The organism is Lactobacillus sp. LL6 (assembly GCF_007570935.1).
Taxonomy (GTDB): domain Bacteria; phylum Bacillota; class Bacilli; order Lactobacillales; family Lactobacillaceae; genus Lactobacillus.
The window spans coordinates 195,807-217,914 of record NZ_VLLR01000001.1; the positions used below are offsets into that span (position 1 = coordinate 195,807).

The 22,108-nt window shown below is 29.4% G+C and carries 14 protein-coding genes; 12 read left to right on the forward strand and 2 right to left on the reverse strand.

The annotated features are described in order from the left end of the window. The first annotated feature begins 16 nt into the window (after positions 1–16). From FOD82_RS00960 to FOD82_RS00995, 8 genes are all read left to right on the forward strand, one after another. The gene (locus FOD82_RS00960) at positions 17–1,018 is read left to right on the forward strand and encodes a glycosyltransferase family 2 protein (protein WP_144354646.1); all 1,002 of its coding nucleotides are present in this window, start codon (positions 17–19) and stop codon (positions 1,016–1,018) included. A gap of 9 nt (positions 1,019–1,027) precedes the next feature. Continuing rightward, positions 1,028–2,077, forward strand: coding sequence for a glycosyl transferase (locus FOD82_RS00965; RefSeq protein ID WP_144354647.1), 1,050 nt, complete (start codon positions 1,028–1,030; stop codon positions 2,075–2,077). A gap of 21 nt (positions 2,078–2,098) precedes the next feature. After that, positions 2,099–2,917, forward strand: coding sequence for a glycosyltransferase (locus FOD82_RS00970; RefSeq protein WP_144354648.1), 819 nt, complete (start codon positions 2,099–2,101; stop codon positions 2,915–2,917). 287 nt (positions 2,918–3,204) lie between these two features. Next, entirely contained in the window at positions 3,205–7,920 is a 4,716-nt protein-coding gene (locus FOD82_RS00975) for an SLAP domain-containing protein (protein ID WP_144354649.1), read from the forward strand. Between the two features lie 198 nt (positions 7,921–8,118). Then, entirely contained in the window at positions 8,119–9,603 is a 1,485-nt protein-coding gene (locus tag FOD82_RS00980) for a hypothetical protein (RefSeq protein ID WP_144354650.1), read from the forward strand. 378 nt (positions 9,604–9,981) lie between these two features. Then, on the forward strand, positions 9,982–11,217 hold the full coding sequence (locus FOD82_RS00985; RefSeq protein ID WP_144354651.1) for an O-antigen ligase family protein: 1,236 nt from the start codon (positions 9,982–9,984) through the stop codon (positions 11,215–11,217). A 5-nt stretch (positions 11,218–11,222) separates the two neighbouring features. Further along, positions 11,223–12,335, forward strand: coding sequence for a UDP-galactopyranose mutase (gene glf / locus FOD82_RS00990; protein ID WP_144354652.1), 1,113 nt, complete (start codon positions 11,223–11,225; stop codon positions 12,333–12,335). 7 nt (positions 12,336–12,342) lie between these two features. Continuing rightward, on the forward strand, positions 12,343–13,767 hold the full coding sequence (locus FOD82_RS00995) for a flippase (RefSeq protein ID WP_144354653.1): 1,425 nt from the start codon (positions 12,343–12,345) through the stop codon (positions 13,765–13,767). Positions 13,768–13,809: 42 nt separating this feature from the next. Here the strand turns inward: FOD82_RS00995 and FOD82_RS01000 are convergent, their stop codons facing one another. Further along, a complete protein-coding gene (locus tag FOD82_RS01000) occupies positions 13,810–14,823 on the reverse strand; it encodes an acyltransferase family protein (protein ID WP_144354654.1) in 1,014 nt (337 codons plus the stop codon). A gap of 1,584 nt (positions 14,824–16,407) precedes the next feature. Further along, positions 16,408–17,625, reverse strand: a complete 1,218-nt coding sequence (locus FOD82_RS01010) for an IS110 family transposase (protein WP_144354655.1) — start codon at positions 17,623–17,625, stop codon at positions 16,408–16,410. A gap of 496 nt (positions 17,626–18,121) precedes the next feature. Between FOD82_RS01010 and FOD82_RS01015 the strand changes: the two genes are divergently transcribed. From FOD82_RS01015 to FOD82_RS01030, 4 genes are all read left to right on the forward strand, one after another. Then, positions 18,122–19,918: an N-6 DNA methylase gene (locus FOD82_RS01015; protein ID WP_144354656.1), complete on the forward strand. Its 1,797-nt coding sequence runs from the start codon at positions 18,122–18,124 to the stop codon at positions 19,916–19,918. A 357-nt stretch (positions 19,919–20,275) separates the two neighbouring features. Next, positions 20,276–20,533, forward strand: coding sequence for a helix-turn-helix domain-containing protein (locus tag FOD82_RS01020; protein ID WP_144354657.1), 258 nt, complete (start codon positions 20,276–20,278; stop codon positions 20,531–20,533). A 24-nt stretch (positions 20,534–20,557) separates the two neighbouring features. After that, a complete protein-coding gene (locus FOD82_RS01025) occupies positions 20,558–21,748 on the forward strand; it encodes a PRD domain-containing protein (protein ID WP_144354658.1) in 1,191 nt (396 codons plus the stop codon). Continuing rightward, entirely contained in the window at positions 21,735–22,106 is a 372-nt protein-coding gene (locus tag FOD82_RS01030) for a hypothetical protein (RefSeq protein WP_144354659.1), read from the forward strand. Before FOD82_RS01025 ends, FOD82_RS01030 begins: the two co-directional genes overlap by 14 nt. Positions 22,107–22,108: the final 2 nt, after the last annotated feature.

Below are 22,108 nucleotides of genomic sequence, written 5' to 3' on the forward strand. Positions count from 1 at the left end.
GTAGGAAGTATTATTAATGATTAATCTAGATTTATCTATAATTATTCCTATGTATAATTCAGATAGTTATTTGCAAAAAACGTTAACTAATATAGTTAAGAAAGTTTCAATAATAAATAGTAAAATTGAAATTTTATTAATTGATGATGGATCAACAGATAGTACGGTTGATATTGCAAATGCGTTTGTAGAAAAATATGAATTTGTAAAGCTTCATATTTTGAATCATCATGGGGTAAGTAATGCACGAAATTATGGTATTAAGAAAGCAAGAGGAAAATATCTAATTTTTATAGATAGTGATGATACTATAAATGGTAATATCTCAAATTTATTAACTGATATTCTTAATAATAATTATGATATTTTAATTACAAATATTTCTAAAAATATTTATTATTCTGAACTTAAAAATGAGAAAAGAGAAGAAATATTAACATATATTAATCAAAGAATTGGTAGTGAATCTCCGTGGGGAAAATTTTATAGTAGAAGTTTTCTAATTAGTAATAAAATATATTTTGATACTAACCTCATAATAGGAGAAGATGCTTTATTTTTGTATACTGCACTTAGCTATGCTAAGAAAGTTAAATTAATAAATCAAGTTTATTATATACAAGGACCTCCACATACTATTGGGAAATTTAATCCTAAAATGTTAAAAAGTGAAAATAGATTTATTTTTGCGTTAAATAATTTATTTATTAATAACTATTCTAAATCAGATATAGTAAATAATGTAATGAATAGATATAAATGTAAAGAATTTTTTAGATTATTATCAGATTACTATTATCCTTTATATAAAAAAAATAAAATAAGTTTAAAACATGCAAGTAATGAATTATCTAAAGTAGCTAAAGATTGGAATTTACACTCTGCCATAATTAATAATTCATATAGTAGAACACAGTGGGATAAGCGACATCATATATATAAATGGTTAATTTTAAGCAATAACTATAGATTATTATTATTAATTGAAAGTTTTCGAAGAAAAATGAAAGGGTATTGATTAATCTATATGAAAAAATATCAAATTTTTGAAGTATCTAGAGATATAAAGAAACATGCAGTAAGTAAAGCTCCAGATGATGTTGGGAAAATTGGAGAAAAATTAGGTTTTGAAAAAGTTCTGATTACTAAGAATAATGAATCTTATGATTTTAAGTCAAAGGTTAATAGACAAGTGAAATTCTTTCAAGATTGGAAAAATGCATATAACTTAATTGAAAAGGACTCTATCATCCTTTTACAACATCCTTATAGAACGCATCAATTAGGTAGAGAGCATTATTTATTAAAGTTAAAAAAACAAAAGCATGTAAAATTTATATGCCTTATTCATGACGTAGAGGAAATTAGAAATACAATTTATAACGAATACTATAAAGATGAATTTCAGTTTATGCTAAAAATTTTTGATGTATTAATAGTTCATAATAATTCTATGAAGAATTATTTCTTAAATAAGGGTATAGATAGTTCAAAAATAATAGTTCTTAATATATTCGATTATTTAATACCAAATTATAAATCAAAAAATGCAAATTTTGATAAATCTATAATTATTGCTGGTAATTTAGATGTTAAAAAATCTAGTTATATCGGTAAATTAAATCAAGTACATAATAATTTTAAATTGTATGGACCTAATTACTCATTACATGAGTATAAAAATTGTGAATATAAAGGAAGCTTACCTAGTGATGAAATCCCTAGTGTATTAGCAGAAGGATTTGGATTAATTTGGGACGGGAATAGTATTGAGAATTGTACTGGCCCAACAGGAAGTTATTTAAAGTATAATAATCCACATAAACTATCATTATATTTAGCTTCAGAGTTACCAGTTATAATATGGAAAGAAGCAGCAGAGGCAAAGTTTGTTGAAGAGAATAATGTTGGTTTAACAGTTAACAATCTATTAGAGATTTCACCATTATTAGATAAATTAACTAAAGAACAGTATGACATGTTAGCTCAAAACGCGAAAGTTACAGGACAAAAATTAAGAAAGGGATATTATACGTCTTCTGCAATAAATGCAGCTATTAAAGTTTTAAAAAAATAGATGTATATATAGGAAATTTATATGAATAATTATACTTATTTAACACTTTTAGGTTCTGATAATTATTTACGCGGAGTTTTAGGATTATGGAAATCATTAATAAATCAAAATTCTAAATATCCATTAACTGTAATGGTAACCAATCAAGTAAGTGAAAACAGTATTATGGAATTAGAAAAAAGAGATATTTCATATCTAAAGGCAGATAAAGTTGAAGTTTCTGAAGATATTTTAACAATAAATGCTCAAAAGGGTTTTTCTAATTGGACTAATACTTTTAGTAAATTGTTAATATTTGGGTTAACTCAGTTTGATAAAATAGTGTTTTTAGATGCTGATATGTTAGTTCTAGAAAATATTGATGAATTATTTGGAAAAGATAATTTATCTGCTACTGTAGCTGGAAAATCAGTCCCTGGAAATGAAAATTGGGTTGATTTAAATTCTGGTATGATGGTAATAGTTCCTAAGCTTAATGAAGATAAGCGATTAATAAGTCTTATTTCTAAATTTGATGCTAAAAGTGCATTTGGAGATCAAGATATAATATCTGAGGGATACCCACATTGGAAGAAACATACTAATTTAGTATTAGGTGAAGAGTATAATATTCTAGCTAAATACGAGCCATATTATGTAAGCTCTAATGTATTGGATTCTCCAATAAAAGTCTTACATTTTATTGGAAAAGTTAAACCTTGGAATATGTCTAAATATGAACAATTAAAGTACTGTGCAAGAATTTGTAAGATTCAAATTAACAAAACAAGAACTTTAAGAGGAGTATTTACTTCTATGAAAGACTTTAATAAGTACATAAAAATATGTAAAAATGCCTAAGTTAAAAATATACAATTTTGCTGAGTCACTACACAAAATTGTATATTTTTTATTAATTTTAATAATATTTTAGAAATGTATAGATATAATTTTTCCTTATAGTCAATTCTGACTATTTAAGGACAATAAAATTGTAAGTAAGGTAAAATAATATTAAATGTGTATGTTAATTAAGAAAATTTTTATTATTTAACTGGCATTACTTGTAATATTTGTATGTTAATATTCATGATTACGTTGTAAAATATACATTGTCAGTGTAGACGTTTTTGAGAGGAGATTGAATCTTGACTGATATCAGAAAAACTAGAAAATTCAAAAATAGAAAAAAGTGGGTAGCAGCTGGAGCAGCAGTTGTTGCTTTAGGAATTGGAACAACTACAGTAACATCTAAAACAGCATTAGCTGCAACGGATGAATCTGAAACTGCTAATAAGTCATCATTAAATGAAAATAATCAAAAAGTTGAATCTAAACAACAAGCTAGCCTCGATGTAACAAATACAGATTCTGAACAAGGTAAATTATTAAATAAACAATCAGAATCTAAATCACAAACTACATTGAATGTAGACAAAACTAAACTAGACCCTAAGACTACATTATCAAATGTTACTGACTCTAAAGTTTCTACAACTACACAAAGTAACGGCTTATTTAGTCAAAATCAAAAATATAATGATTGGACTATTAGTAACGATGCCGCTACATATACTGCAGGTATTGGTATTTACATTGAACCAGAACAAAAAAATGCGAGTGATGCTATATATAAAGACGTATCTATAACTAAGGGTACTCAAGTAGATCAGCAAATTGCAGATAAAGTTAATCAGGATACAAAACAAAATTTAGCTGAAGCAGGATTGGAGCCAGTTAAAGATGATAAAGGTAATATTAAGCCTTATACATATAAATTTAACAATATGACACAAGCTTCAATTGTTAATGTACGTTATTATGATAAAAATAATTCGGCAACTAATGATAAGTCACTGGATTATAATACTCCAGTGGTACAAGCTAATACCTATAATCCAGATAGTAAAAATTGGGAAACTATTACTGATAAGGAAACTGGTAAATCAACATTAGGTTTAAAAGATGCCCAAATTACAGATGTAATTAAGGATTCTACTAAATTTACTTTTAGTTTAAAAGATATTAATATTGATAACAAATATAAAACTGGAAATTATGTTTTTGATCTTGATGGTTTTACAAAAGAATTTGATGCAGCCCATGCTTCGGTTCTTAATGTAAGTGATGATGGTCAGAGCTTAACAGTTGACTTTAATAAAGTAAAAGATAGTACGTTGTTATCTAATAAAAAGACTAGTTATGAAGTATTTATTAAGCCTAAGGATCAACGTAGTGTAAGTTTAAAGAATATTAACAATCATTCACGGGATTCTATAATTAACTGGTTTAATGCTAGTGCAGGTCCAGGTAATGGGCAATACGTTGGTACTACTGTATTACCTGATTACAGTATGGGACTAGGTAAGAGAGTAGAAGCTTATAAGAATAATCCTAATTATTCAGCAGAACCTATCCAAGTTAAAGATACTAATTATAAATTGAATATTTCTGATTCAAGTTGGAAATATGAAAATAATAATTCTATGGACTTTTTGACATCTCTTGATAATAACACTGCAACTTATGAAGTAGGTCAGGGTAATTTAGGAGATCCAATTTCACTTCATAGAGGATGGTTAAACGTTGATGATAATAATGGGATGAATCATGAAGCTACTATTAAAGATCTTCCTACTGTTGAAGAATCTAATGGGTATACTAGTTTAGATAATATTCCATACTTTGTTCAATATCTTTCTTCTAATGGAAACTATATTTATTCATTTGAAGGAACTTTAGGCAAAGCTTATAACTTAATAACTTCTTATCCGAGCTTTAATAAAGTGCAGGAACAATATAGAGTGGATAAGAATTATACCCCTGTTAATATTCAAGGTAATTTGTTACCTATTCCAGCTCAAAAAGCAGATAATCTTTCTAATATTCCATCTAATGAAGGATATGTAATTAATACTGAACAAAGTACTTTGCCACAAACCTATAAATTTGATTTAGATAATACATCATATAGGAATATGTCTACCTACCAAAATGGTACATATAAGTCAAATCTTCCGCAAATTAGTCTTCGTAATAGTAATATTCGTGAAGTAACAGTTGACAAGAAAACTGTTTCTGAAATTATAACAATAAATGGGCAACGTCAACGTGATACACCTACAATTACTTTTGAACGATTGAAATCATTAGATAATACAGGTAAGTATTCTAAGAATCCAAATTATTGGGATCCTAATAATTTAGGAGATATTGAAAGAAATGTATATAGTGGTTGGAAGAAGAGTTTAGATAATAATGATGCTCCAATCAGTCAATATACTGGATATCCTGAATATGAAAGCTATAAAGTTTCATTACCTGATAATTATAAGAATCTCATTGTTAAGATTGATGGAAAAGAAATCAGAAACCCCAAAATAAATAAAGGACAATTAGTGTTAGATGGTATTTCAGCATTTAGCAATGAAAATGGTCAGCCAGTAGATAGAAAAATTGAAATTTCATATGATATTGATACTACTGAACTTGATAATGCAAAGAAGGCTTACCAAACAGCAAAGGATGTAGCTAATTCAGTTTTATCTAGTGCGGAATACGAGCAATATGAAAAAGATCCAGATGTAGCTGCATCCAGAACTAAGATGAATGGTGCATTTTACGATGGTGATAATGCAGAAAAGAATAATGATGTAACAGGTTTAACAAGTGCCACCAAATCATTAAAAGACGCAACTGAAGAACTTCAAAAAGCACTTAATGATGCAAAAGCAGCCAGTGCATTAGACAAGGCAAAGAAGGCATATGAAGGTGCAAAGAACAATGCTCAAACAGTATTGAACAATGCTAAACCATATGCAGATGACAAGGATGTCAAGACTGCAACAGATGCTCTTCAAAAGTTGGTAGATGATGAGGAACCAGCAGATCAAGCAGGTTATGAAAAAGCAACTGAAGCATTTACCCCAGCAATTAACAAGGTAAATGGTGCAGTAAATGCAGCTAAAGATAAAGCCAGCGCATTAGAAAAAGCCAAGACGGCATATGAAGATGCAAAAGATAATGCCAGAACAGCATTAACCAACGCTGAGCCATATGCAGAAAAGAATGAGGACGTCAAGACTGCAAGAAAAGCTCTTCAAAAGTTGGTAGATGATGAGGAACCAGCAGATCAAGCAGGCTATGAAAAAGCAACTGAAGCATTTACCCCAGCAATTAACAAGGTAAATGGTGCAGTAAATGCAGCTAAAGATAAAGCCAGTGCATTAGACAAGGCAAAGACAGCATATGAAGATGCAAAGAACAATGCTCAAACAGTATTGAACGATGCTAAACCATATGCAGAAAAGAATGAGGACGTCAAGACTGCAACAGATGCTCTTCAAAAGTTGGTAGATGATGAGGCACCAGCAGATCAAGCAGGTTATGAAGCAGCTACTAAAGCATTTACCCCAGCAATTAACCAGGTAAATGATGCAGTTAAGGCAGCTAAAGAAAAAGCCAGTGCATTAGAAAAAGCCAAGACGGCATATGAAGATGCAAAAGATAATGCCAGAACAGCATTAACCAACGCTGAGCCATATGCAGAAAAGAATGAGGACGTCAAGACTGCAAGAAAAGCTCTTCAAAAGTTGGTAGATGATGAGGAACCAGCAGATCAAGCAGGCTATGAAAAAGCAACTGAAGCATTTACCCCAGCAATTAACAAGGTAAATGGTGCAGTAAATGCAGCTAAAGATAAAGCCAGTGCATTAGACAAGGCAAAGACAGCATATGAAGATGCAAAGAACAATGCTCAAACAGTATTGAACGATGCTAAACCATATGCAGAAAAGAATGAGGACGTCAAGACTGCAACAGATGCTCTTCAAAAGTTGGTAGATGATGAGGCACCAGCAGATCAAGCAGGTTATGAAGCAGCTACTAAAGCATTTACCCCAGCAATTAACCAGGTAAATGATGCAGTTAAGGCAGCTAAAGAAAAAGCCAGTGCATTAGAAAAAGCCAAGAAGGCGTATGAAGGTGCAAAGAACAATGCTCAAACAGTATTGAACGATGCTAAACCATATTCAGATGACAAGGATGTCAAGACTGCAACAGATGCTCTTCAAAAGTTGGTAGATGCAAAGGCACCAGTAGATCAAGCAGGATATGAATCAGCTACTGAGGCAATTGTAACTGCAACTGATACTCTTAATAAGTTACTTAATAACTATGCAATTCCAACGCCGGTACCAACACCTGATGATCAACTAGATACATCAGTAGAACCTGATCAACCAACAAAACCAGCAGATCAAGATAATAATTCTAAACCAGTTGTTTCATTTGAAAATACTGGTATTCAAAGAATGATTACTCACAATGCTTATGTTTACAATAAAAATGGTGAAAGAGTTGGAGTAGTTAAGCATCTTGTAGGCACTAAGCTTTGGACTTCAAAAGATATAACTATTTTTAATCAAGACGGACAAGATAAAGAATTCTATCAAATTGGTGATAATCAATACGTAAAAGTTGCTAACTTTATAGCTGCTCGTAAGACTTTAACTCGTAATTCATATGTTTATGAAATTGATGGACTTACCCGTGCTAATAAGGAGACCTTGAAGAGCGGTAAGACTATTTATGTTTACGAGATTAAGACTATTAATGGTGTTAAGTACTATCGTGTATGGGATGGTTACATTAAAGCACATAACTTTGAAGTCGTTAAAGTAACTAAGCATACTTTGAAGCATAACTCATTTGTTTACAATTCAAAAGGTAAGCGTATAAGTCTTAAGCTTTTGAAAAAGAATCATGTGCTTAAGGTTTATGGAACTAAGACTATTAAAGGTAAAAAGTACTTCAAGATTGGTAAGAACCAATATGTGAAGGTTGCTAACTTTAAGAAGTTATAGTTTAATGAGACCTAATATTTTAAATAGTTTAACATTTACTTAAAGCATACATTAAAAAGGAGCTAAATATTATTTTTAGTTCCTTTTTAGTTTGCTAAATAAATTATAGTTATACTTTTTAGTGATTGTTATGGTAATAGCGTTAGCTTAGTAATAAAATATTAACTGTAAGTTATTTAAAAGGAGAAAGAAAAAACGATGTTTTATAGAAAGAAAAAGTGGGCTTTAATTGGAATAGCTGCATTGACATTAGGGATAGGAACAATTTCTATTTCTGAGAAAAGACTAACAAAAGTTAGTGCTGATACAGCTAAATTTACATTAGATCAAAAGTATAATAATTGGTCTTTAACTGATAATCAAGCTACTTACACAGCCGGGATTAGTATTTATGTTGAACCTAAGAGAAATAGTGCTAATAGCTCAGTTTATAAAAAAGTTTCTATAACTAAAGGAACCAAAGTAAGTTCTAAAATTGCTAAAAGAGTTAATAACGATGTACGTAAAAATTTGGCTAGTTCAGGGTTAGAACCTATATCTAACAGTCCATATACGTATAAATTTAATAATATGAATCAAATATCAATTATTAATGTACGTTATTATGATAAAGATAATTCAGCAACTAGAGATAAGTCTTTGAATTATAATACTCCAGTTATACAAGCCAATAATTATGATCCAGATGCTAAAAATTGGGAAGTAGATAGTCATGATGAAAGTGGATTTAAGATAAATGGAGCTAAACTTACTAATGTAGAAAAAAATCAAAATGGTAAATTTACAGTAAATTTAAGAGATTTAAATATTGCTAATAAATATAAAACAGGAAATTATGTGTTTGATATTAAAGGATTGACTAAGAGTATTGATCCAGCACATGCTAATGTATTATCTGTAAATAGTGACGGACAAAGCTTAACAATCGACTTTAATAAGGTTAAAAATAGTTCACAATTAACTAATAAGAAAACTAGTTATGAAGTATTTATTAAGCCTAAGCATCAAGCTAGTGTAACATTAAAAAATATTAATAGTCATTCACGTGACTCGATTATTAATTGGTTTAATGCAAGCAAGGGTCCAGGCAATGGTCAATATATTGGTACTACAGTATTACCAAATTATAGTATGGGATTAGGTCAACGAATTTTAGCGTATAAAAATAATTCTAATTATAAAACAATTCAAGTAAAATCAACGGGTTATAAATTAGCGCTTCAAAATCCTAATTGGAAATTTGAAAATAATGCATCAATGAATTTTTTGAGTATTAATGGCTTAAATGCTAGCTATAATTCAGATTCAGTAAATTTGTCTAAAAATTATTCAATTTATAGAGGTTGGTTAAAGACTGATAGTATGGAACATAATGCTAATAGTAGTATAATTCCAAGTGTTACTAGAACAACAGGTTATACTGCTTTAAATAAAATTCCATATTTTGCACAATACTTTGGTTTAAATCATAAGTATTACATTTATTCATTTGAAGGAACTTTAGGAAAAAGTTATAATTTACGAAATAATAAGTATTTGCCTATAAAGAAATATAAGATTTATAGAAGTACTTTACCAAAGAGTTATAGATTTGACTTTAATAACAAAAAATATAAATTATGGTCAACATATTTAGGTCATGAGAAGTACAAGAGAACTCTTCCGCAAATTTATTTTAAATAGATAGTAATTTTTTATAAAGTGTATGAGAAATAATAAAGAAACCATTAAAATCATTGATTGATTTAATGGTTTCTTTATTTAGGAAATTGTTAATCAAATTCTGAAGAGTTGATTATATTTAATAATTAAAAGTATCTTATTCTAAAGCAAAATAATCTGACGAGCTTTATAAGTTAAAAGGGTAGTTATAACTATTCAAGGGTAATAAAAATAAATAGTATTTGTTTTTGTAAGAAGTAGTAATGATTGAATAATTTTTGATTAAAAGAAATTATATATAAGTTTAGAATATTTTTATAATACATATAGGACACAATTATAGTCAATGTGTTATCATAAAGATTAGTTCAATTTAATGTAAAGGGATACGTATTAAAAATGCAGATAAGTAAACAAAATTTGATTAACACTTTAGCTTATATAATTGCTGCAATATTTATATTTAATTGTAGATCTATTTTAGGAGATGCTTTTTCAGTAGGAAATATTCCTAATTTTGTTTTATGGGTAGCTACATTATTATGGGTATTAATTATCTATAGTTCATTGTCTAAGAAACAATTTACTAAATTGTGGTACTGTAGTGTGATATGGATAGTATATATAGGGCTATTTTTGATATTTACGTCTAAAAAAATGAATACTATTAGTTTAGGGATATCTATTTTTTTGTTTATTTGGCTTGTAGGAACAGATTACAAGAATGATAATATTCCCGTTATTTTGGATAAGTACGCAAAACTGATGTATATAATTGCAGGAATATCTCTTATATTTTGGATATTAGGATCAATTTTACATATAATTCATCCTACAGGAATAGTATTTACAGGATGGACTGGGAATAATAGAATAGTAGCAGTTCCAAGTTATTATAATTTATATTTTGAAACACAGACTAATGCTATTACTATGTTTAATGGGATATCTAGAAATAGTGCAATATTTTTGGAAGCTCCGATGGCTGCGTTGAATTTCAGTATTGCTTTATTAATTAATATTTATGAATCAAGATATAAGAATAATAAATTTTCACGGGTTGTGCTTATTATAGCTATACTAAGTACATTATCTATGACTGCATATATTTTTTTACTAATACTATTTGGAATAAAAACTTTTTATAGTAAAAATAACTTTTTAGGAAAATATAGGGTATTCATATTACCAGTTATAATTATTATTATTGGAATTTTAGGATACATTATGCTAAGAGAAAAGTTTACTAATAACATTGCCTCAGCAGGTGTGAGAGCTAATGATTATACAGTTGGTTTTCGTGCTTGGATGAGTCATCCAATAATAGGAATAGGTATTTCGAATTATGATGATTTAAAAAATTATATGGATTTGTGGAGAGCAAATAATACAGGATTTAGTAATTCTATTATGGATGTTTTAAGTGGTGGAGGACTATATTTAACTGTGATGTATTTATTTGCGTATATTCGTGGATTTATAGTAAGTAAAAAAGCACATAATACATATAGAATTGTATTTGTAGTAATGATGTTTTATTTATTTATAACTACATTCTTCACATATACTTATATTCTATTATTTATCCTATGTTGGTTTGCTTTAGAATCATTACCCAAAAGTATAGGAGAGTAAAATAGATGAATTACTTAATAATAGGTTCAGGTCTCTTCGGTGCAGTGTTTGCACACGAAGCAGCAAAACGTGGAAATAAAGTTAAGATTATTGAAAAACGTGATCATATTGCAGGTAATATCTATACTAAAGAAGTAGATGGTATTCAAGTTCATCAATATGGTGCGCATATTTTTCATACTTCTAACAAAGAAGTTTGGGATTATGTTCATCAGTTTGCTGATTTTAACCGTTACACCAATAGCCCTGTAGCAAATTATAAGGGCAAAATGTACAACTTGCCATTCAACATGAACACTTTTAGTGAAATGTGGGGAGTTAAGACTCCACAAGAAGCTATGGCTAAGATTAATGAACAACGTCAAGAAATGGCAGGTAAAGAACCACAAAACTTGGAAGAACAAGCTATTTCGTTAATTGGTCGCGATATTTATGAAAAGTTAATCAAAGGTTATACTGAAAAGCAATGGGGAAGAAAAGCTACTGAACTTCCTGCTTTTATTATTAAGCGTTTGCCAGTTCGTCTTGTTTATGACAACAACTATTTTAATGATGATTATCAAGGTATTCCAATTGGCGGTTATACTAAGATGGTTGAAAATATGCTTAATCATCCAAATATTAGTATAGAACTTAATACTGATTTCTTTGATAAAAAAGATGAATATCTTAAGAACTATGACAAAGTTGTCTATACTGGAATGATTGATAAGTTCTTTGATTACAAATTGGGTGAACTTGAATATCGTTCTCTTAAATTTGAAACTGAAGAAAAAAATGTTGGTAATTACCAAGGAAATGCCGTTATCAATTACACTGATGCTGAAACGCCATATACTCGTGTAATTGAGCATAAGCATTTTGAATTTGGTAAGGGGGCTAAGGATAAGACAATTATCACTCGTGAATATCCCGCTGATTGGAAGCGCGGAGATGAGCCTTATTACCCGGTGAATAATGACCGCAATAATGAAATGTATCAAAAGTATGCAGAACTTGCTAAAAAAGAAGATAGTAAGGTTATTTTTGGTGGTCGCTTGGGTCAATATAAGTATTACAATATGGATCAAGTTATTGCTGCAGCATTAGAGGCTGTGAATGATGAATTTGGTGATTAGTTAGTTTATGAAGGTCATAAGAAATTACCTCTACAATGTAGGATATCAAGTACTTGCAATTATCGTACCTCTTATTACTTCTGCTTATGTCAGTCGTGTATTGCGTCCAGAAGGTGTTGGTGCTAATGCATTTACTAATTCAATAATTAATTATTTTATATTAGTTGCAAGTATGGGAATTGGATATTATGGTAACCGTCAAATTGCATATGTACGTGAGAATCGCAAGAAGATGGCACAAACCTTTTGGGAAATTCAAATAGTTAAGACAATTATGACACTTCTTGCAATTATTGCTTTCGAAGTGTTTATGATTTTTTATACTCGTCAACCAGAATATATGTGGGCCCAGTCAATTAACTTGGTTGCGGTTACTTTTGATATATCTTGGTTTTATGAAGGAATTGAAGATTTTAAGGTTACGGTTCTTAAAAATTCTGTAGTTAAAATTATTTCGATGATTGCTATTTTTCTATTTATTAAGGGACCATATGATGTAACTTTATATATTGTGGTTTTAGCCCTTTCTACATTTTTAGGTAATTTAACTTTATGGCCTAATATCAAGCGAGATCTTCCTAAAGTAAGTATAAATATACTTAACCCTTGGAAGCATTTTTTACCAATGTTTGAATTGTTTGTCCCACAGATTGCCACCCAAATTTATGTTCAGCTTAATAAAACAATGCTTGGTGGAATGGTTAATGAAACAGCATCAGGATACTATCAATATTCAGATAACTTGGTAAAGCTGATTTTGGCATTAGTAACTGCAACAGGAACCGTTATGCTTCCCCACGTAGCTAATGCAGTTGTCAAAGGCAATATGAAGCAAGTAAATAATATGCTTTATAAGTCCTTTGATTTTGTATCTGCTGTTTCATATCCGATGATGTTTGGACTAGCTGCAATCTCTTTAACTTTAGCTCCTAAATATTACGGTTCGGGGTATGGTCCAGTTGGTCCTGCAATGATGATTGAATCAATTGTTATTCTTATGATTGCGTGGAGCAATGTATTAGGAGTTCAGTATTTACTTCCTTTAAAGAAGAATCATCAATTTACTGCATCAGTTACTTGTGGTGCTATAGTAAACATTATTTTAAATATTCCTTTAATTCATAATTGGGGATTATATGGGGCAATGTGGTCAACAGTAATTTCTGAGATTGCAGTCACCTTGTATCAGTTGATGGTTGTACGTAAGTTGCTCAGTTGGAAACAATTATTTGCAGATTCATGGAAATATTTTATTTCCGGGGGAATAATGTTCTTTGTTGTCTTTTGGATGAACCGGCACTTAAAAGATAGCTGGCCAATGATGGGATTAGAAGTGCTTGTTGGTGTTGTAGTTTATGTTACTATGGTTATTTTGCTCCGGGCTAAGATTGTTGGACAAGCTAAAGAATTGATTGAAAATAAATTACATTAGTAAAAAAGTATATTGAATAATAATTTTCAATATACTTTTTTACTATAATTTAAATAATTTATTTATATAAGGTATACGTAATGCTAATTCTACTATAATCAGACATATAATGAATATTACAATAATCATCGTAGAAGGATAATTTGCGAAAATTTTAAAATGTAGAAGTTTCCCAATGAAAAATGGATGGAGCATATAAATACCCATGGTAGCTGGAATAATAAATTCAATTATTTCTGTCACTTTAGGGATAGAAATGGTGAATAAACAAAAAGTAAGTGCAGAAGTAAGAATAGTTAGTAAATTTCCGTAGTTGGCTTCTGCGTATATCCAATTAATAATATTTCTATTCCAAAGGGAATATCCGATTAATAAGAAATATAGAAAAATATCTAAGAGAGAAAAAATAAAAAAGTGTTTAGAAATAAATTCGAGTACTTTACTAAAGTGAAGATTTCCTATGTATCCACCTATCAAGTAATATTCTATGTATAAATATAATCGTAAAACTTGAGGAGTATTTTGTACTGTTTTACTAAATCCAAAATGAAGTGAGAGGTCTATCATTACACAAATTAGCGTCATAGATATTAAGAGTAGTAGATAGCCGTTAAAGCTTTTTTGAAGTAACCACCATAATAGTGGAGCTAAAAGGATCATAATTATTAAAGCCCAAAAGAACCAAAAATGATAAAAATGTTGTTGTGGCACTCCTACAATCATAGATCCTTTTAATTGTTGTAAAAAATCAAAATTATGTTTAAATAAATATCTTATAATTGAAAATAATAAAATCCAACTAATTACGATAAAAAGAATATTTTTTGTTCTTTTAAAGGAATATACGTAAGAAATACTTCTTTTATTAAGAACAAAAAATCCACTAGCCATAAAGAAAATTGGAATAGCTAGAGTTCCGGCATAATACAAACTAGAATTAAAAATATTATTTTTTACTACAGGTGTAGATGGTGATAAACAATGTAAAGTAATAACTAAGATACAAGCTAATATTTTTACTAAGTCAATACCATAATTTCTATGTTTTTTTGGCATAAATTTATTTTCCTTCAATAAACTAATAATATTTATTTTACTATTACATCTCTGAAATTGATATAGCACGTTAAAAAATTTTAAAGTTATACCTTTTTTGAATTATTAGATTATGGAATAATAATATTGTATTATTTATAGACATGCATTAACCTAACTCAGTATTAACATTCTACCCTTTGGTTATTGTGTGTCTTTTTTTGTTATAATTGCTTATTAGTATCAAATGAAATAGTGTCTTAACGAAACTATCAAATCTTTTGTATAAATAAAATTTCTCTTGTTGATTAATTTTTAATCAAAGTATGATTCTAAAGTGTCTTCAATTTGCTTGAACCCTTTGTGTGTTCTGTTACAAAAATGGGTATTTATTCAGTTGCTTGAATTCCAATAAAAGTATCTAGTGATTCTTCTATTTGAAAATTCTGCTTTTAATTTTACTTTACGTTTTAGCACATTGTTAAATGATTCAATCATATTATTTGAATGAAGTGATTCTCTAATCTGCTTAGGATAGTTAAAAAATTTTAGAAGATCATCTTCAATTTTTTAATATTTCTAACCATGCTCCTATAGACTTTTTTCCAAGCTTGATAGAAGTCATGAAGTACTTTAAAGTCGATGCTTATTAGCTTGTTGGTGCAATTGCTTGAATTCATTTGTAACCCTGGACGATTGTTTGCACTCACCTAGCACACATATTACGGATTACATGAACTAAGAGCACTGAAAGTAAGCCTTAGGATATGTTTTACTTAAAGCATCTTTCATTCCAACAAATAAGAAAAACGCCATTTGTTCTAATCTACGTTTTTAAACACATTAAGTATTTCAGTTTGATTTTTTACATTTTCTGTTTACTCAATTTTAAAATCAATATAATCATTTGATTGAATATTAATAATTGAATAATATGTATATCTTTTAAATTAAATATATATAAGGAGCAATCATTTAGCTTATGCTGATGATAAGCTTAGATTTTTGAAATATTTTGAAATAGTAATGATAGTATAGTAATCTTCATATATTCTTTTAATCAAATTATCTATTTTTAGTAGTAATAACTTTAGAATATAGCTAAATAACAATGGGCTCTTGTACATTCATTGTGTTACTTAAATGGTGGGGACAACGGGACAATATAATTTGGAGAAAGCTATTGTTCTGGCTTTTGGTACTTTACCTTAAATTCCTTCAAATTGAGTATTTATAAACACTATTTCTAGAACTACCGCTGTTTCATCCATTATGGTCATAAGGATTATAGTCTAAAAATATAGTTAATGTACTAAGCCGCAAAAAATAATCTAGGCTACTAAGGTTTGAGTTCGATATTATGATACCGCCTTAGTCAAGTGGATAAAATAAATATATAAAATTATTTTGAAACAACTCATTAGTTTGAGTTGTTTTTCTACGTAAAGTCAAGTATATCAAGGTGTTTAATTATCTTATTTTGATATATTTGACTTTCTTTGTTTTAATGGTGCGAATTATTTCAATTATGAAAGTACTGCAAAAGACTTCAAAGAAATTACCTCTTTGAAGCTAAGTTAGAGTATAATGAATCTGATCAGTTAATTACGATTTACGTCTTTGATTTTGTTTGGCGACTTCGTAACTATACAACTGATCATTTTTGATTAGTGCATAAATAGTACGGATTAGCTTATGCATTGAAGCTATTGCAATCTTCTTGAAGCCTTTGCTTTGAGAAGATTTTTTATTTTCATAGTAATCCGCAATATGGCAAGGATTGGTCTTTGAAGCATTGTCTATTTGACCAACTGCCCGATAAAGAATCTTACGTGCAATAGCGTTACCATGTTTAGTGATACCAAGGCGGGAATCCATTTGGCCTGACTGGTATCTGCCCGGATCAATTCCAATAAAAGCATCAATCTTGTTAGGGTTGTCGAATCTCCTGATATCTCCGAGCTCTGCCAAAACACGTACTGCAGTAGTCTGGGCGAAGCCAGGGATACTTGTGAGGATTTCTAGATCACGATTAGGCAGCTTTTTAGATATATCAACCATTTGCTTAAGCCGCTCATCTCTGTCCTGATCAAGCTGGATGAGACGTTGGGCATAGTAAATTACATCGCTGGTTTCAGGACTATCAAGCTCTGCTACGGGATATGCTTTATTGGCAAGTTCTTTTAATCTTTGAGCAATTTTTTGAGCACGTTTGATGCCATAGCCTTTAAAATCTTTGATTTTATTGATAATATCTTCTGCTTCAATCTCTCTGACCCTTTGGCAATGCGGAAATAGTTTAACCAATTCCCAATAATTGCGGTTCTTGGGTGTAGAAACGACTGTTTCAATTTCAGGGAAAGTCAATTGCAAGATACGGTGAAGACGATTCTTGGCACTGATAATGTCGGAAGTCAGTTCTTCATAAGAGCGGCTTAAGGCACGCAATCTGTGATAATCTTCGGCTTCTTGTTTATTTGCCTTGTGTCTGTTTTGAAGCTGAATTCTGGCTAAATTATAGGCATCTGTTTTGTCGGTTTTATTATGACGAAGTCCCTGATCCATTTCTTTCTTAGCTTTTAAAGGATTAAGGATCACGTAATCATAGCCATAGTCTTCTAGAAACTTCTGCAGTCTTCTTGAATAGACCCCGGTAGCTTCAAAAATGATCTGAGGATGCTTTGAGAATACTGCAAGATTCTTGAGCAGCTCTTTAAATCCAAATGAATCGTTAGAGATCTTAAACTCTTTCCTGGTATCATCCATTAACATACAAACACTGGATTCACGGCTGCTTACATCAATTCCAAAAACAATATCCATCTTCAATACCTCGCTGTTTCTAAGTAATAAAACTGATTTATCCAGGCAGTCAGACTTAATTTTCTAAACTCGGCATCAGGTGCCCACATTCTTCGAGGAAGCTGCTAACTGCAAGATAAAACTGCCAGTTTTTTATTCGGCGTCATGCGCCTAAACACCTCTCGGCATATTGTTTTATCACTATTTAAAGTTTATGGCTAAACGAAAAATAGTGAATCAATTATCCCGTCGGATAATCAATTCACTATTAAGCTTAGAATGTTTTTTATATTTCTTTTAAGTATAACTATACTAAAAATATAATTATACTTATATTTATATATATAAATATAAGTATAATTAGACTTTGTTGGATAAATACCTATATAGAAAGAATAGAAAGATGAAAAGCCATGCAATTAAGTAAAGTACATTTTACAAAGTATAATAATACTATTTACAAAAGGCGGTGAAAGATATATCATTAAATTGTAGAACTTATTAAAAAGGAGTTATTATGAACGAAATAGAAGATTTATTAAGTGAAATTCGCGAGAATGACAAGAATTTGGTATGGTTAATTATTGCTCAATTAATGATAAGTTTACAAACTTTAAATAAATCGATTGAAAATAAAGAACAATTTATTAATGCTATAGATAGTTTTGTAGACTATCAAAATTATGATTTGATTTCACAAATAAAAAATCAAATTTATAAGAAAATAGCGATTTTAGATAAAACTAAATTTTCTGAAATTATAAATTTGCTATGTTGTCAGTCTAATGCAGAATTGATAAATCTACTGAAAGAAGTAGAAGATTTAATTTATCCAAGAACTGTTCATATAAAGACGTTACCAGATAATTTTTTGAAGTTATTGGTTAAATTAGCTGATATAAAAACTAAAGATAAAATTCTTGATCCATCTGGAAATACAAGCAATATTTGGAAAGCAATTCTAAGAAATAATCATAATCAAGAATTAACTTTAGAAGGGCCGAATTTATTTATAAATGCTAGTATTTATATAATAGGAAAATATCTAAAAGCTAATAATTTAATAATTTATCAAGGCAATTCACTTGAAAATCCTAAATATGTTAGTGATGGTAAGTTGCAATTATTTAATAAAATTCTTTCTTTACCTCCATTGAGGGAACGAATAAATATAGATTATGCTAAAGATAAGTATAATAGATTTAGATATGGTAAATTATTAAAAACTAGGATAGATATGGCCTACCTTAGTAATATAGTGTCATCACTAAATGAAAAAGGAAAAGCTATAGTTGTAGTGCCAGATGGGATATTATTTAGAGAATCAAATGACAAAATAATTAGACGAAACTTGGTAAAGCAAGATTGGGTTGAATCCGTGATTAGTTTTACAGGTAACATTTTAACAAATGCATCAATTCCAATTAATATTTTAATTATCAATAAAAATAAAACTAAGTTAAAGGGTAAAATTTTATTTATTGATGCAAAACAAAAAGGTTGGACTGAAAAAAATAGATTTATAACAAGTATTTCTGAAGTAGGAAAGAAAAAAATTATTCAATTATATGAAAATCCAAAAAATGAAGCAGGAATTAGTCAAATTATTTGTAATTCCGAATTTAATGGAAGTTTGATTGTTAAGGATTATGTTTTACCTGTTGAGACTAAAATTAATGGTGTAACATACAAAATTGATTATAACAATTTAGAAAAAATTGAAACTAATTCATTAAAAAATATGGTTAGTTTGCTCCCCGGATATAACGTTTTAAAAGGGGATGATTCAGATAAAGGAAATGTTTTGGTAATTAAAGGTACTGATTTGAGTGGTGGAAAGATAAAATACAATAAAAATTTAAATAAAATTAGTATAAAGAAAACAGCTAATAAATATTTGCTTCAACCTAATGATATATTACTCACTATAAAAGGGGACGTAGGAAAAGTGGGTATAGTTTCTAAAGATGCCCCTTTTCCTATGATAGCTACTGCAAATTTATTGATTTTACGTCCAAATGGAAAAGTTGATCCATATTGGTTAAAACTTTACTTGGAAAGCCCATTAGGTCAGTTTTATATTAAAAGAAAGATAAATTCTAGTATTTCGGTAGTTTCAATATCATTAAGAGATATAAAAAATCTTCCGATACCGGTGGTGGATATAGAAAAGCAACGTCGAATATCTATAAATTACAAAAAGAAGAAGAATATGTTGGATAAAAAATTGGAGGAAATTGATAAGCAATATAAACAATTGAAAAGTAATTTAAATCAACAATTAGATATTAATAGTATTTTAGAACGAAAATAGTTATTCAGAGGAAAAACTATGAGAAAAAGTCAAAAATTCATTATTAAATATATTGTAATTGCTATAATTGCAATAGTAGCAATTACAATAGGCTATCATTGTATTGTCTGTGTAATGGGATTAAACATGCATGAGACAGTCGATTGTCGTATTAAGGTTAGTTATCATAATCATAAGCCACAGATTTCTGAGTATTGTTCCGTAAATTAGCGTCAGCTTCAAAGCCCCTCAAGTTCAAACGAACTTGAGGACTTTTTTATTTTGTCCACTGCAAAGGACATATATTGGGGTTCACAAGTGCAAAAATTCACTAGAATAATAATTGAAGACAAGAAAAAGAAATGGAAAGTGGTGAACATGAAAGATTCAAAACGAATTAATGAGTTGATTTTTTATTTAACTAATAATAATGAATTCATTCAAGCTGAAGAAATCGCGAGTTTTTTGCATGTTTCCAAGAAAACTGTCTATCGTCTAGTGAAAAAGATTAATGATGAAAATTCTGCCCCGTTAATAATTTCACAAAGAGGTGCAGGTTATAAACTGAATTACCAGTATTATATGCAAAATAAGGAAAATTTGGAGTTAATGAATTCATCTTTGACTAATGTATAACCAGTTGAAAGAAGAAATCGTATTATGAAGCAACTTTTGTTGATTTCTCCACAAAGCATGAAGGAGAGTGAGGCTTTTGGTAAATATTATGTGAGTAACAATGTTAGGTCTAATGATGAACAAGTAATGAAGTCAATCTTAGAGAAATATCAGTTAAAGCTTGAGATTAAGAATGGCTACATTAAGATAAAAGGTTCTGAAATCAACATTCGTAATGCGATTAAAGAGTTAATTGATGACCGTGAAATTGTGGATTTACGGCAATTTGTAGGTAATAAAGATTTTGATTCTAAATATGACGTTCAGTTTGTACTCAAAGAAATCGAAAAAATAGAAGATGAATTGCAGACTACGTTGCCTTATCCATATAATGTAAATTTATTTTCACATATTTACATTTTAATTAGTCGCTTGCGAAAGGCCGGGAGTAAGACTAATTTAGCAGATAATGATTTGAATAAAGAGATTAAGCACAACCTATCTTTTTATCAAATAAGTAAGGACATAGTAGAAGATATTAGTAACTATTTGGACTTAAAACTTCCAGAAACTGAAGCTAATTCAATTTTTGAGTATTTAATTTCATCTAGATTTGATAATGATATTTTACAGACTAACATGTCGACCGAAGTTCAACAAATTACTGCAGAACTGATAGATAGTGTTTCTGAGAAGACAGGATGCGGTTTTATGAGTATTAATAATGAACTTGAAAAACATATTGAACCGCTGATTAAACGCTTAAGGAATAATATTCATGTCAATAATAACTTGTTAGAACAAATTAAAATGGAATATCAAGATATTTTTGAAGCCATTAAGTCTGCAGGAAGTGAGGTATTTCCTAAAAATGGTTTAGAAATTCCAGAAGATAATGAAATTGGTTATATAACTCTTTATTTTGCACAAGCAATTGAAATCCATCCTCGTAGAATTCGTGTGATTGTAATGTGTTCAACTGGAATTGGTACTTCAGAATTATTAAGGCTTAAAGTTAAGAATACTTTTTCAAATTTTGATATTGTAGCTGTTACTTCTAGCAATGATTTGAGTTATAGCAAGAAAGATGCTGATTTAATTATTTCAACGGTAAGAGTTTCAGAGAAAATAGATATTCCATCAATAGTTGTTAGTGCTCTTTTTACTAAGCAAGACATTGAAATGGTACAGCAAAAGGTTAATCAATTGCGAGGTGAGACAGATGAAGAAAGTTAATGAGATTGAAAGTTGTCTAACTTATACTAATTTACATGACTTAAAAGAAACCGTCATTAATTTAATTCAATCTGTTGCACCTGATGTACCAGAGGAAGATATTCAAATTGAAATTGATAATCGAAATAAGCAAGGCGAAGGTTTAATGTCGCAGGATTCACTATCACTTCATATTCAAGATAGACGAATTAATCATGATACAGTAATTTATTTAAAAGTCAGTCCTAGCTTTGATTATTATTCTAGATTTTTTAAGCAGAAATTTGAAATATCTAAGCTAGTTTTGATTATTGTGAATCCTAATCATCAATTAGATCGATTAACTAAATTGACAAGTTTTATTACAGAGGAGGGTTGAGA

Coding starts and splice junctions, on each gene's coding strand:
- FOD82_RS00960 (WP_144354646.1), top strand. CDS start 17: ATGATTAATCTAGATTTATCTATAATTATTCCTATGTATAATTCAGAT.
- FOD82_RS00965 (WP_144354647.1), top strand. CDS start 1,028: ATGAAAAAATATCAAATTTTTGAAGTATCTAGAGATATAAAGAAACAT.
- FOD82_RS00970 (WP_144354648.1), top strand. CDS start 2,099: ATGAATAATTATACTTATTTAACACTTTTAGGTTCTGATAATTATTTA.
- FOD82_RS00980 (WP_144354650.1), top strand. CDS start 8,119: ATGTTTTATAGAAAGAAAAAGTGGGCTTTAATTGGAATAGCTGCATTG.
- FOD82_RS00985 (WP_144354651.1), top strand. CDS start 9,982: ATGCAGATAAGTAAACAAAATTTGATTAACACTTTAGCTTATATAATT.
- glf (WP_144354652.1), top strand. CDS start 11,223: ATGAATTACTTAATAATAGGTTCAGGTCTCTTCGGTGCAGTGTTTGCA.
- FOD82_RS00995 (WP_144354653.1), top strand. CDS start 12,343: ATGAAGGTCATAAGAAATTACCTCTACAATGTAGGATATCAAGTACTT.
- FOD82_RS01000 (WP_144354654.1), bottom strand. CDS start 14,823: ATGCCAAAAAAACATAGAAATTATGGTATTGACTTAGTAAAAATATTA.
- FOD82_RS01010 (WP_144354655.1), bottom strand. CDS start 17,625: ATGGATATTGTTTTTGGAATTGATGTAAGCAGCCGTGAATCCAGTGTT.
- FOD82_RS01015 (WP_144354656.1), top strand. CDS start 18,122: ATGAACGAAATAGAAGATTTATTAAGTGAAATTCGCGAGAATGACAAG.
- FOD82_RS01020 (WP_144354657.1), top strand. CDS start 20,276: ATGAAAGATTCAAAACGAATTAATGAGTTGATTTTTTATTTAACTAAT.
- FOD82_RS01025 (WP_144354658.1), top strand. CDS start 20,558: ATGAAGCAACTTTTGTTGATTTCTCCACAAAGCATGAAGGAGAGTGAG.
- FOD82_RS01030 (WP_144354659.1), top strand. CDS start 21,735: ATGAAGAAAGTTAATGAGATTGAAAGTTGTCTAACTTATACTAATTTA.